11 protein-coding genes are annotated in these 12,429 nt (G+C 72.4%); 8 read left to right on the top strand and 3 right to left on the bottom strand.

Annotated features, from left to right (window positions below):
• Positions 1–68: 68 nt before the first annotated feature.
• The 7 genes from OHA88_RS31395 to OHA88_RS31365 all read left to right on the top strand — a co-directional run bounded on the left by OHA88_RS31395 (position 69) and on the right by OHA88_RS31365 (position 6,664).
• Positions 69–680: a TetR family transcriptional regulator gene (locus OHA88_RS31395; RefSeq protein WP_328627979.1), complete on the top strand. Its 612-nt coding sequence runs from the start codon at positions 69–71 to the stop codon at positions 678–680.
• Positions 681–902: 222 nt separating this feature from the next.
• Complete coding sequence (locus OHA88_RS31390; RefSeq protein WP_328627978.1) at positions 903–2,150, top strand: substrate-binding domain-containing protein; 1,248 nt, start codon at positions 903–905, stop codon at positions 2,148–2,150.
• Between the two features lie 3 nt (positions 2,151–2,153).
• Positions 2,154–2,945: an ABC transporter ATP-binding protein gene (locus OHA88_RS31385; protein ID WP_328627977.1), complete on the top strand. Its 792-nt coding sequence runs from the start codon at positions 2,154–2,156 to the stop codon at positions 2,943–2,945.
• Positions 2,942–3,688: an ABC transporter ATP-binding protein gene (locus OHA88_RS31380; protein ID WP_328627976.1), complete on the top strand. Its 747-nt coding sequence runs from the start codon at positions 2,942–2,944 to the stop codon at positions 3,686–3,688. Before OHA88_RS31385 ends, OHA88_RS31380 begins: the two co-directional genes overlap by 4 nt.
• Positions 3,688–4,575, top strand: coding sequence for a branched-chain amino acid ABC transporter permease (locus OHA88_RS31375; RefSeq protein ID WP_326630718.1), 888 nt, complete (start codon positions 3,688–3,690; stop codon positions 4,573–4,575). Before OHA88_RS31380 ends, OHA88_RS31375 begins: the two co-directional genes overlap by 1 nt.
• Positions 4,572–5,726 (top strand): branched-chain amino acid ABC transporter permease, encoded by a 1,155-nt coding sequence (locus tag OHA88_RS31370; RefSeq protein ID WP_267005401.1) that lies wholly within the window; start codon positions 4,572–4,574, stop codon positions 5,724–5,726. Before OHA88_RS31375 ends, OHA88_RS31370 begins: the two co-directional genes overlap by 4 nt.
• Positions 5,723–6,664 (top strand): alpha/beta fold hydrolase, encoded by a 942-nt coding sequence (locus OHA88_RS31365; RefSeq protein ID WP_328627975.1) that lies wholly within the window; start codon positions 5,723–5,725, stop codon positions 6,662–6,664. The genes OHA88_RS31370 and OHA88_RS31365 overlap by 4 nt, the downstream gene beginning before the upstream one ends.
• Before the next feature lie 61 nt (positions 6,665–6,725).
• Here OHA88_RS31365 and OHA88_RS31360 read toward each other — a convergent pair whose 3' ends face one another.
• The 3 genes from OHA88_RS31360 to OHA88_RS31350 all read right to left on the bottom strand — a co-directional run bounded on the left by OHA88_RS31360 (position 6,726) and on the right by OHA88_RS31350 (position 10,667).
• Positions 6,726–8,705 carry a helix-turn-helix domain-containing protein gene (locus OHA88_RS31360; RefSeq protein ID WP_267005399.1) on the bottom strand — a complete coding sequence of 660 codons (1,980 nt, stop codon included), beginning with the start codon at positions 8,703–8,705 and terminating at the stop codon, positions 6,726–6,728.
• Positions 8,706–8,750: 45 nt separating this feature from the next.
• Entirely contained in the window at positions 8,751–9,584 is an 834-nt protein-coding gene (locus OHA88_RS31355; RefSeq protein ID WP_267005398.1) for a 3-hydroxybutyrate dehydrogenase, read from the bottom strand.
• Between the two features lie 96 nt (positions 9,585–9,680).
• The gene (locus OHA88_RS31350) at positions 9,681–10,667 is read right to left on the bottom strand and encodes an aldo/keto reductase (RefSeq protein ID WP_328627974.1); all 987 of its coding nucleotides are present in this window, start codon (positions 10,665–10,667) and stop codon (positions 9,681–9,683) included.
• 244 nt (positions 10,668–10,911) lie between these two features.
• On the opposite strand from OHA88_RS31350, the gene OHA88_RS31345 reads away from it, so the two are divergent.
• Positions 10,912–12,387, top strand: a complete 1,476-nt coding sequence (locus OHA88_RS31345) for an extracellular catalytic domain type 1 short-chain-length polyhydroxyalkanoate depolymerase (RefSeq protein ID WP_328627973.1) — start codon at positions 10,912–10,914, stop codon at positions 12,385–12,387.
• The last annotated feature ends 42 nt before the right edge of the window (positions 12,388–12,429 follow it).

Below are 12,429 nucleotides of genomic sequence, written 5' to 3'. Positions count from 1 at the left end.
CATGCTGTGCGCCGCCGGGAGCCCACGCGCCTCCTCCGGTTGCGGACAGAAGCCATGGATGGGGACACATGACAGCGGAAGCCAAGCCGGCATCGCCGCCCCTGACGGAACGGCAGGAGGCCCGTCGCCGCCGCATCCTGCACGCCAGCGCCCAGCTCGCCAGCAGGGGCGGGTTCGAGGCGGTGCAGATGCGCGAGGTGGCGGAGGCCGCCGGGGTCGCCCTGGGCACGCTGTACCGGTACTTCCCGTCCAAGATCCATCTGCTGGTCGCCACCATGCAGGACCAGCTCCAGCACATGCACGGGACGCTGCGCAAACGCCCCCCGGCCGGGGAAGACGCGGCGCAGCGGGTCGCCGACACCCTGATGCGGGCGTTCCGTGCGCTGCAGCGCGAACCGCATCTGGCGGACGCGATGGTGCGGGCGCTGACCTTCGCGGACCGCAGCGTGAGCCCCGAGGTGGACACCGTCTCGCGGCTCACGACGGCGATCATCCTGGACTCGATGGGGCTGGAGCACCCTACGCCCGAGCAACTGTCCGCGGTCCGGGTCATCGAGCACACCTGGCACTCGGCGCTGATCACCTGGCTGTCGGGACGGGCGTCGATCGCCCAGGTGAAGATAGACATCGAGACGGTGTGCCGGCTGATCGACGTGACGACACCCCCGGAAGCGTCCTAACGATCCGTACCGACGGACCACGGCCGGGTCATGTCCCCGCAGATGACGGGGTGTTGACGGGTTCCCACCTGCGGGCCGTGCCCCGTCACCCCCGGCCCCGGCCCATGTGCGGGCCGCACATGCACACTGCCTCAGGTGGGGCGTCCTGCACCATGTCGACGGCGCCACGGTGTTCATACGGTTCGGCGACATCACAGGAATCCCGCCGAGGAGCCGGTCACCATGCGTCGCAGAGCCACAGGCACCGTCCACCACCGCAGATCCCTCTCCGCCGTCGTCACCCTGGCCGCCGCAGGACTCCTGCTGGTCGGCTGCACCGCCGCCGGGAAGGCGGGTGAGGCGGACTCCGCGTCCGGCAAGGGCACGAAGGGCCAGACCGTCAAGGTGGGGCTGGTCTACTCCCGGACCGGGCTGCTCGCGGACTACGGGAAGCAGTACCGCGACGGGTTCATGGCAGGCCTGGACTACGCGACGAACGGCACCGGCAAGGTCGCCGGGCACCGTATCGAGGTCACCGAGCAGGACGACGCGGGCGACCCGGGCAAGGCTGTCTCCGCCGCGAAGAACCTGATCGGCAAGGGCTACAAGGTGCTCGCCGGGACCACGGACTCCGGGGTCGCCCTGCAGATGGCGCCGCTCGCCGCGCAGAACAAGGTCCTGTACGTCAGCGGGCCGGCCGCGACCGACGCCGTGACCGGGATCAACGACTACACGTTCCGCTCCGGCCGGCAGTCCTACCAGGACATCCTCACCGCCGGGACGATGCTCGGCGAGGCCGAGGGCAAGAAGGTCACCGTGCTGGCCCAGGACTCCACCTTCGGCCAGGCCAACGTCGCCGCGGTGAAGGCCGTCCTCGGTGGCAAGGGCGCGACGGTCGGCTCCGTGCTGGCCCCGCCGAGCGCCACGGACCTGACCCCGTTCGCCCGGCAGGTGAAGGCCGCCGGTCCGGATCTGGTCTTCGTGGCCTGGGCGGGTTCCACCGCCCCCGCGCTGTGGACCGCGCTGGACCAGCAGGGTGTGCTGGGCGCGTCCAAGGTCGTCACCGGCCTGGCCGGCACGGCCTCGTACCCGATCTTCGGCGCCGCCGGTTCCAAGGTCTCGTTCCTGGCGCACTACTTCCCCGGTGCGGGCGGCGGCAACGCCGTGGAGAAGTCGATGCTGGACGCGGTGACCGAGGCGGGCGGCACCCCTGACCTGTTCACCCCCGACGGCTTCACCGCCGCCCAGATGATCGTGCACGCGGTGGAGGAGGGCAGCGCCACCGATCCCGCCGCCATGGCGAAGGCCCTGGAGGGCTGGACCTTCGACGGGGTGAAGGGCAAGGAGCAGGTGCGGGCCGAGGACCACGCCCTGATTCAGCCGATGTTCGTGGCGAAGCTGACCGGGAAGGGCGCCACCGCCGAGCCGAAGTTGGTGACCACCGAGCCGATGGACAAGGTGGCGCCGCCCGCGAAGCCCTCGGCGGGCTGACCGATGGCCGCACCGGGCATCACGACGGAACACGGGAGCGGGGCGGGGACCACCGCCCCCGTGCTCCGGCTGACCGGCCTCGGCTGGGGCGTCGGCGGGGCGACCATCGTCGAGGACATCACGCTGGACGTCCGCGAGGGCGAGTTCCTCGCCTTCATCGGCCCCAACGGGGCGGGCAAGACCTCACTGTTCAACCTGATCAGCGGGTTGACCACGGCCACGTCGGGCACCATCGCGCTGGACGGCACGGACATGACCGGCCGGCCCGCGCACGCCCGGGCCCGGCGCGGGATCGGCCGGACGTTCCAGACGTCCAGCCTCTGGCCGGGGATGAGCGTGGCCGACCACGTCCGGCTGGCCGCGCAGGCCGCCCGCGGCGGTTCGTACCGCGTGTGGCGGCGCGCTTCCCCGTACACCGACGACGTACACGGCGTACTGGAGCGCACCGGGCTCGGCCACCGCGCCGGGGCCCTGGCGTCCGAGCTGTCGCACGGCGAGAAACGGAAGCTGGAGCTGGCGGTGCTGCTGGTGGGAGAGCCGCGGCTGATGCTGCTCGACGAGCCGATGGCCGGGGTGAGCGCGGAGGAGGTCCCTGCGCTCACCGAACTGATCCGCACCCTGCACCGGGACGAGGGCCGCACCGTCCTCATGGTCGAGCACCACATGGACGTCCTGCTGGGGCTGGCCGACCGGCTCGCCGTGATGCACCACGGCCGGCTGCTGGCGCTGGACACCCCCGAGGCCGTGACCGCCGACCCGACCGTGCAGCAGGCGTACCTCGGGGAGGGGCTGTGACGACCGGAACGCTTCTCGCCGTACGGGACCTGCGGGTCCTCATCGGCGGCCGGCACATCCTGCACGGGGTGGACCTGGACGTCGCCCGGCACGGGGTGACCGCGCTCCTCGGCCGGAACGGCGCCGGGAAGACGACGACCGTCCGCGGCATCCTGGGCCTCGTTCCGCGCACCGGCAGCGTCCGGCTCGACGGCGAGGAGACCGTGGCGCTGCCCACCCACACGCTGGTCCGGCGGGGCATCGGCTACGCCCCCGAGGACCGCGGCGTCTTCGCCGGGCTGACCGTGGCGGAGAACCTGCGGCTGGCCGAGCGGCGCGGGGCGGGCGAGCCGGCGTACCCGCTCGTCCATGAACTCTTTCCCGAACTGAAGCTCCGGGAGAGGCAGTTGGCCGGGACACTCTCCGGCGGTCAGCAGCAGATGGTCGCCATCGGCCGCACCCTGCTCAACGGCAACCGGCTGATCATCGCCGACGAACCCACCAAGGGACTGGCGCCCAAGGTGGTCACCGAGGTCACCGAGGTGCTGGAGCGGGCCGCCGAGGCGGTGCCGGTGCTGCTCGTGGAGCAGAACCTCGCGGTCGTACGGCGCCTGGCCGCACACTGCACCGTGCTCGCCGACGGCCGAACCGCCCACCAGGGCCCGGCCGGTGAGCTGCTGGGCGACGCGGAGGCGGCACGCCGGCTGCTGGGCGTGGGGCGCGGCCCGGCCACCGAGGCACCTTCCGTGGAGGCGGATTCCTGATGTCCACCGTCGTTCTGCTCACCATGACCGGACTCGGTCTGGGAGCGCTCTACTTCCTGATCGCCTCCGGGCTCTCGCTGATCTTCGGCCTGATGGACGTGCTCAACTTCGCGCACGGCGCGCTGCTCTCCATCGGCGCGTACGGCACCTGGTGGGCGGCGTCCGGGAACCTGCCGGGCGCGGGCCCCGGCGGCGCGGGCTTCGTCCTCGCGGTCCTCTTCGGTACGGCGGTGGGCACCGTCGCCGCCGTGGTGCTGGAGCTCGCCGTCGTCCGCCCGCTGTACACCCGGCCGCGCGAGCAGGTGCTCGCCACGGTCGGGGTGGGGCTCGCCGTCCCGGCGCTGCTGTCGGGCATCTGGGGCTCGGACGCCCTGCGCTTCCCCGGGCCCGAGGCACTGTCCGGCACGTTCTCGCTGCTGGGCGCGGAAGTTCCGGTCAACCGCCTGGTGCTGGTCGCGGCCGCGGCCGTGGTGCTGGTCGCGCTGCGGCTCTTCCTCGGGCGGACCCGGCACGGACTGGTCGTACGGGCGGGGGTCGAGGACCGGGCGATGGTGACCGCGCTCGGCATCGACGTACGGAAGGCGTTCACCCTCGTCTTCGCGATCGGCGGCTCGGCCGCCGCGCTCGGCGGGGCGCTCGGCGGGCTGTACTTCGGCTCGGTCGACCCCCGGCAGGGCACCTCGCTGCTGATCTTCGCGTTCGTCGTGGTGGTCACCGGCGGCATGGGTTCGGTGACCGGCGCCGCCGCGGCGTCCGTCGTGATCGGCCTGGTCCAGCAGTTCGCCAACTACTACACCGCAGCGGGCCTCGGCGACCTGGCCGTCGTCGTCCTGCTCGCCGCGCTGCTGCTCGTACGGCCGCGCGGACTGACCGGGAGGCTCGCGTGAGCACCGTGACCGGGACACCCGACCGCACGAGCGGAACACCGGCGGCGCCGTCCGACGCACCGGCCGCCGACACCGCCCGGCTGCTGCGCTGGTGGCCGGCCGCCGTGCTGGTGGTGCTGATCGTCGCGCCGTACAGCGCACTGCCGCTGCCGGGCCTGCTCGACGGCCCCGTCGGAAGTGCGGGAAGCCTGCAACTCCTCGCCACCTGCCTGCTGTTCGGCGCCCTGGCCACCGGATACGACCTGCTGCTCGGCCGTACCGGACTGCTCTCCTTCGGCCACGCGCTGTACTTCGCCGCGGGCAGCTACGCCACCAACACGATCATGCTGGAGGCCGGTCTGCCGTTCGCCGTCTCGGCCCTGGTCGGCGTCTGCTTCGGGATCGCGCTCGCTCTGGTGCTGGGCTCGGTGAGCCTGCGGGTCACCGGGATCGGCTTCTCCATGGTGACGCTGGCCTTCGCCCAGGCGGGCTCGATCCTGGTCTCCCGCAACCCCGGTGGCTTCACCGGCGGCGAGGAGGGCCGGGCCGCACCCGCCGAGCTGCTGCCGTCCGGGCTGGTGGGCATCGAGCACACGGCCAACCTGTACTGGGTCGCGCTCGGCTATCTGGTGCTCACCCTGGCCGTCGTCCACTGGGCGGTCCGCTCCCCGACCGGGCGGGTCTGGGAGGGCATCAAGGAGAACGAGCGCCGGGTGGAAGTGCTGGGGCTGAGGCCGTACGGGTTCAAGCTGACGGCCTTCGTCCTGGCCGGTGCGCTGGCAGCGCTCGGCGGACTCGTCCATCTGCTGCTCACCGGCGGCTCCACACCCCAGACGACGACCTCGGACTTCACGCTGTCGCTGCTGGTGATGGTGGTGCTGGGCGGGTCGGGTACCCGCTGGGGGCCGATGGTCGGCGGCATCCTGTACACCTGGGCCGATCACCGGCTCGGCGATCTCGCCGGCTCGGGTGCGGTCGCCGACCTGCCCGCGGTGCTGCGGGTACCGCTCTCCCAGCCGCTGTTCCTGCTCGGTGTGCTCTTCGTGGCCGTGGTACATCTGCTGCCGGGCGGCCTGGCACGGCTGCCGTCCCGGCTGGGCTCCGCACTCCGTGCACCCAGAGGCGCAACCAGAGCGGGCGCAGCCGCCCGGAAGGAGAACCGGCACTCATGACCCCGTACGAGGAGATACGTGTCCCGGTCGCCGGGGGCGAGCTGGCGGCGCTGCGCTGGCCGGCCGGGGAGCCCGGTGCGCCGGTGGTCGTGGCCCTGCACGGCATCACGGCCAACGCGCTCTCCTGGGGCACGGTGGCCGGGCTGCTGGCCGGCCGGGCCACGCTGATCGCCCCGGATCTGCGCGGCCGGGCGGCGAGCGCCGGGCTGCCCGGCCCGTACGGGATCGCGGCACACGCCGATGACATCGCCGCGTTGACCGAGGCGCTCGGCCTGGACCGGGTGGCGCTGACCGGTCACTCGATGGGCGCGTTCGTGGCGGCCCTGGCCGCCGTACGGCATCCGGACCGGTTCGGTCCGCTGCTGCTCGTCGACGGCGGGGTCGGCTTCCCGGCCCCCACCCATCTGTCCCCGGACGAACTCATGACGGCGGTGATCGGCCCGGCCATGGACCGGCTGTCGATGACCTTCGCCGACCGAGCCGCCTACCGGGCGTTCTGGCAGGCGCACCCCGCGTTCGCCGGGGACGCCTGGTCGCCGGAGGTCGATGCGTACATCCAGCGCGACCTGACGGGCGAGGAACCGGCGATGCACTCCACCTGCCGGATCGAGGCGGTGCGCACGGACGGGATAGGCCTCTTCGACGACGAAGTTCTTTCGGCCGTAAGGAAGTTGCCGGTACCGGCGACGCTGCTGTGGGCGGCTCGCGGCCTGATGGACGAGGAGCAGGGGCTGTACGACGAGAAGCGACTGGCGGCGGCCGGCCTCGGGGACACGCGAGTGGAACCGGTGGCGGTACCGGACGTCAACCACTACACGGTGCTCACGGGTGGCGCGGGCGCGCACGAGATCGCCACACGCCTGGTGGCACTGGCGAAGACACCGCCTGAGGACACCCTCAGGACCGCCCGGGCACAACCCAGCCCGTCCGGCGCTTGAGGACATCCTTCGAGCCCGTCCGGCGCTCGAGGACGGAACGGCAGTAACCGGCAGCCCCGGTTCACGACCGCTCCTGGCCCCCCGCCAGCAGGTTCAGCCGCAGCGCCAGCTGAAGCTCCAGCGCCCGGTCCGGCTCGTTCCAGTCCCGCCCCAGCAGCACCTGGATCCGCTCCAACCGCTGCACCACCGTATTGACGTGGACGTGCAGTTCGTCCTTGGCACGAATGAGGCTGCCACCGGCACCGAAGTACGCGCTCAGCGTGCGCACCAGATGGGTGCCACGCTGGGCGTCGTACCGCAGCAGCGGCCCCAGCGTCGCGTTGACGAATCCGTCGACATCCTGCGCGTTGCCCAGCACCACGCCGAGGAAGCCGAGTTCGTCGACGCAGGCACCCTCACCCGTACGCCCCAGCACCCGCATCGCGCGCAGGCAGCGGGCGGCCTCCCGGTGGGCGGCGGCCAGCTCGCGCGGGCCACGGGCCGGCCCGGTGGCGGCGACGGTGACGGGGGCCTGGACGAGCTGGCCGAGCTGGGCCGCCGCCGCCCGCGCCGCGTCACCGGCGCCCGTGTCCTCGTCGTCGCATGCGACCAACAGCACCACTGTGCCCGCGTGTTCGGCGCTCACCCCGTGAATGTCCCCGCCGAACAGGTAGCGCAGAGCAGCGGCACACAGCTTCTCCCGGGCGCCGGCCTCGGCCACCAGCAGCAGATGCGGGCGGTCCAGGTCGATGCCGAGGCGGCGGCCGCGCTCGGCGAGACCGGCCGGGTCGCGTTCCGCGTCGGTCAGCAGGTCGGTGATCAGCTCGCCGCGTATCCGGTTCTCGGTCTCGGCGACCGTGCGCCGCAACAGGAGAAGGAGGCCGGTGACCACTGCAGCGCGTTCGAAGAGCCGCCGGTCGGAGTCGTCGAGCCGTCGGCGCTGGTGCAGAACCAGTTGGGCCAGGAGTTCCTGCCCGGCGAGCACGGCGCAGATCCACCGGCCGTCGCGGTGCACGGCGCGCGCCCCGGTGCGGGACTCCTCGGCGGTCTCGGCCAGCCATCCGGCGTCCATGCTGTCGGCGGCGAGGTCCGCACCGTCGGGCCGGACGGCCGCCAGCGGGCGCCCGCCCGGGTCGTGAATGGTGAGCGGGGAGTCCAGCAGCCCCGCGACGGCCGTCGCGACGTCCTTGACGTCACCGCCGCGCAGCACCAGGTCGGTCAGCCGGTCGTGCGCCTCCTCGGCCCGCTGCATGGCGGCCGAGTGCTCCCGTACCGCAGCGTTGGCCTCGGCCAGCTCGGCGTTGGCGCCGGCGAGTTCGTCGAGGGCCGAGCGGGTGTCGGCGAGGGCGCGGGCGGTGTCGATCGCGATTGCGGCGTGTGCGGCGAGCGAGCAGAGCAGAGCGACCTCGTCGGGGCTGAAGACGCGCGGCGCGCGATCGGCGGCGAAGAGGACTCCGATGACTTTCCCCGTACCGCCGCGGCTGGAGCCGAGGAGCAGGGGCACGCCCAGAATGGCGACGAGCCCCTCGTCCAGGACCCCGGCGTTGATGTTGCGGGTGTGACGGAAGCGATTGTCGGTGCGGTAGTCGGGGGTCGCGTACGGACTCGCGGTCTGGGCGACCAGACCCCCGAGCCCTTCGCCGAGCTCCAGCCGCAGCCGCTGGAAGAGGACCGACACCGAACCGTCGGTCACCCGCATGTAGGTGTCCCCCGCCTCCTCGTCGGGGAGGGTGAGATACGCCGTGTCCGTGCCGAGCAGCATCCTGGCCCGCCGGACGATCGCCTTCAGTACGTCGTCCAGATCGCGGGAGGCCGCCAGATCTCCCGCGGTGTCGAAGAGCGCGGTGAGCTGGAGCTCGCGGCGCCGGTGCTGGCGCAGGGCGCCCCTGATCCGCAGTGCGGTGGCGGTGGCCCGCTCCACCTCGGCGAGGTCGCCCGCGGGCACACCGGCGGCCCGCGCCTCGGAGGAGACGGCGCCCAGCGCCTCGGCGGGAGCGTCCTCGGTCAGCAGGTCGAGGAGGCGACGCAGGTGGGGCGCGGCGGAATGGGGCGGTGCAGACATGGGCGGCCATCGTTCGTCGGGGATTCGATGTGTACCTGGAGAGTGTCAGTGAGCGGTCCAGCCGCCGTCCATCGCGAGCGAGGTGCCGGTGATGTGCCCGGTGTGCGGTCCGCACAGCCACAGCACCGCCTCGGCGACCTCCCGGGGTTCGATGAGGCGCTTGATGGCGCTGCGTTCCAGCATCACCCTGCCCACCACCTCCTCCTCCGAGATGCCGTGCGTACGGGCCTGGTCGGCGATCTGGTTCTCGACGAGCGGGGTGCGCACGTAGCCGGGATTGACGCAGTTGCTGGTCACCCCGTGCGGTGCTGCTTCGAGAGCGACCACCTTGCTGAGTCCTTCCAGTGCGTGCTTCGCCGATACGTACGCCGATTTGTAGGGGCTGGCACGCAGCCCGTGGACGGAGGAGATGTTGACGACGCGCCCCCAGCCGCGTTCGTACATGCCGGGCAGGGTGCGGCGCAAGATGCGGAACGGTGCTTCCACCATGACACGGTGGATCAGCGCGAACCGGTCCGGCGGAAACTCGTGCACGGGAGCGACGTGCTGCAGCCCCGCGTTGTTGACCACCAGGTCCGCGTCGTCCGGCAGCGTGTCCACCGCCTCGGGTACGGACAGGTCGACCACCCAGGCCGTTCCGCCGATCCGCTCCGCCAGGCTCTTGGCCGCGTCGGCGGCCTTGTCCACCACGTACACGTGGGCACCCGCGGCGGCAAGGGCCTCGGCGCAGGCCTGCCCGATGCCGCTCGCCGCTCCGGTCACCAGGGCGGTGCGCCCGGCCAGGAACGGATCTGCGGGTGACGGCGACGGAGCGGCGGCGCGGGGTGGGGGAACGGTGAGCGGCGCGGGCCCGTGGACCGGGCTCTGGGGAGTCTCCATGGTCGTCACCGTAAGGAGGTCGAAGCCCACGTCACACGGGGTCGGTGCACACACCGTCGTACGTCGCCATGGTGGCGGCGTACATGGTGCGGGCGGTCAGTGGGCGGCGTCCAGCGTCGCCCGCTGCTCCGTGGTCAGCTCCAGGTCCACCGCCGCCAGGCTCTCCTCCAGCTGCGCCACCGAGGAGGCGCCGACCAGCGGGACGACCGGGACCTCGCCGCCGATGAGCCAGGCCAGGACCACCTGGTTGACGGTCGCCCCGGTCTCCTCGGCCACCGTCCGCAGTGCCGCCTGCCGCGCCCGCGTGCCCGGGTGGTCGAACTCCGGGCCGAGCGGCTTGTCCGCCCGGACGTAGGACCCGGCCAGCAGTGGCGAGTAGGCGATCGGTACGAGGGCGGGTTCGGCCCGCAGGTAGCTGAGGAGGTCCCCGGCGGCCACGCCCTCCTGGCCGTCCGGTGAGCGCAGGCTCGGCAGGTCCGTGCGCTGCCGCAGATAGCTGTGGTGGTACTGGAGCGCCTCGTACCCCGGCAGTCCGGCGGCCTCGGCAAGGGCCCGGGCCCGCTCCACCTGCCACGCCCAGTGGTTGCTCACACCCAGCAGTCCGACGGTCCCTTCGGTCACCAGCTCTCCGAACGCCTCGACGGTGTCGCGCATCGGCACGCCGTGGTCCTGGACGTGCGCGTACAGCAGGTCCAGCCTCTCGACGCCGAGGTGTTCCCGGCTCCGCTCCGCGGACTCCCGGATGACCTTCGGCGAGAGTCCCTCGATGTCGCGGGTGAAGCCGGTGGCGGGGGCATTCGGCCGGGCACCGAGTTTGGTGGCGATGACGATCTCGTCGCCGACACCACGGCTCCGGCGCCAGCGGCCGAGCAGCTGCTCGCTCTCCCCGCCCTGACTGCCGTCGACCCAGAACGCGTAGTTGTTCGACGTGTCGATGAAGGTCCCGCCGGCCTCGGCGTACCGGTCGAGGACGGCGAACGAGGTCGCCTCGTCGGTGAGCGTGCCCATCAGCATGGCGCCGAGGCTGAGCACGCTCACCTCGCGGCGGGTCTTCGGGTCCGTGCCGATCGTGCGGTAGCGCATTCCTGTCTCCCTCCCAACAGCCCTTTGTGGATAAGGGCGTTGCTGACCGGGAGTCTGCATCTTCGAGCGCACTCGATGTCAACGCCCGCTCCCCGCCGGTGCTCGCGGCGCAAGGGCGGCGCCGCACACAGCGGGGCCCGAGGGATGTCAGCCCGCCCCATGGGCCGGGGCGACGCGGACTCGTAGGTTCCGGCAGCAGTCCGTATGTCCGCACGCCCGCACGTTCCGAACAGGGAGGCCCCCCGTGCGCCCATCGATCCTGCGACGCCTGCTACGGCGCGTCGCGTCCACGGCTGTCCTCGGCGTCGTCGCGGCGACGCTGAGCACCGTGGGCGCCGCCCAGCCCGCCGCTGCCGCCGGCGGCCTGCAGCAGGTCACCGGCTTCGGCACCAACCCCGGCAACCTGCAGATGTACGAGTACGCCCCCGCCGATCTGCCCGCGGGCGCACCCCTGGTGATCGCCCTGCACGGCTGCACGCAGACGGCCAACGACTACTACACCAACTCGGGCTGGCCGAAATACGCCGACCTGTGGAAGTTCGCCGTGGTCTTCCCGCAGACCACGTCCGCCAACAACTCGCTCTCCTGCTTCGACTGGTTCGATCCGGCCGAGGACACCCGGGGCAAGGGCGAGGCCGCCTCCATCGTGCAGATGGTGGAGCACGCGAAGCAGCAGTACGGCTCCGACGGGCGGCGGGTGTACGTCACCGGCCTGTCGGCGGGCGGCGGGATGACCGCAGACCTGCTGGCCGCCTACCCGGACGTGTTCGCGGGCGGTTCCGTGGCGTCCGGCCTGCCCGCGCAGTGCGCCACCAGCCAGGCCGCCGCCTCCGGCTGCCAGACGGGCCCGCAGAAGCTGACCCCCGCCCAGTGGGGCGACAAGGTCCGCGCAGGCTACCCCGGCTACACCGGCCCATGGCCACGCGTCGCCATCTGGCAGGGCACGTCCGACTACACGGTGTACCCGGCCAACGCCACCGCGCTGCGTGACCAGTGGACCGATGTGTGGGGCATCGGCCAGACCCCGTCGAGCACCGACACGCTCCCCGGCAACACCACCCGGAGCGTCTACAACGACGCCTCCGGAAAGCCCGCGGTGGAGACGTACTCCATCTCCGGCATGGGCCACGGCCTGCCCGTCTCTCCCGGCTCGGGGACCGATCGGTGCGGGTCCACGGCCGCGTACTTCCTGAACTCGATCTGCTCGTCGTACTACACCGGCGTCTTCTGGGGGCTGGACCAGGGCGCACCCGGCGGCGGCGAGAACCCGCTCCCGGCCCCCTCCGGTCTGACGGTCACCGGTGTCACGGGCACCAGCGCCTCGCTGTCCTGGGGCGCGGTGACGGGAGCCTCCTCGTACGCCGTCTACCGCAACGGCACCGAGGTAGGCCGGCCCACGTCGACGGCGTTCACCGACGCGGGGCTGTCCGCCGGGACTGCGTACCGCTACACGGTGGCGGCCGTCGACGGATCGGGCGCGGTCGGTACCGTCTCGGCCGCGGTGACGGCGACCACGACCGGCGGGACGGGCGGCGGCGCCTGCTACACGGCGACCAACTACGCCCAGGTGGCGGCCGGCAGGGCGCACACCACGGGCGGCTATGTGTACGCCAACGGCTCGGAGCAGAACATGGGGCTGTACAACGTGTTCGTCACGCACACCCTGCGGGAGTCACCGGCGGGCTACTTCGTGATCGCCGACACCGGCTGCACCGCGTAGTACCCGGCCATCGGCGGTGTGGCCCGACAGGCCCGCGTCGGG

This window comes from Streptomyces sp. NBC_00353 (assembly GCF_036108815.1).
GTDB lineage: Bacteria > Actinomycetota > Actinomycetes > Streptomycetales > Streptomycetaceae > Streptomyces.
This window is presented reverse-complemented; position numbering and strand designations above follow the sequence as displayed.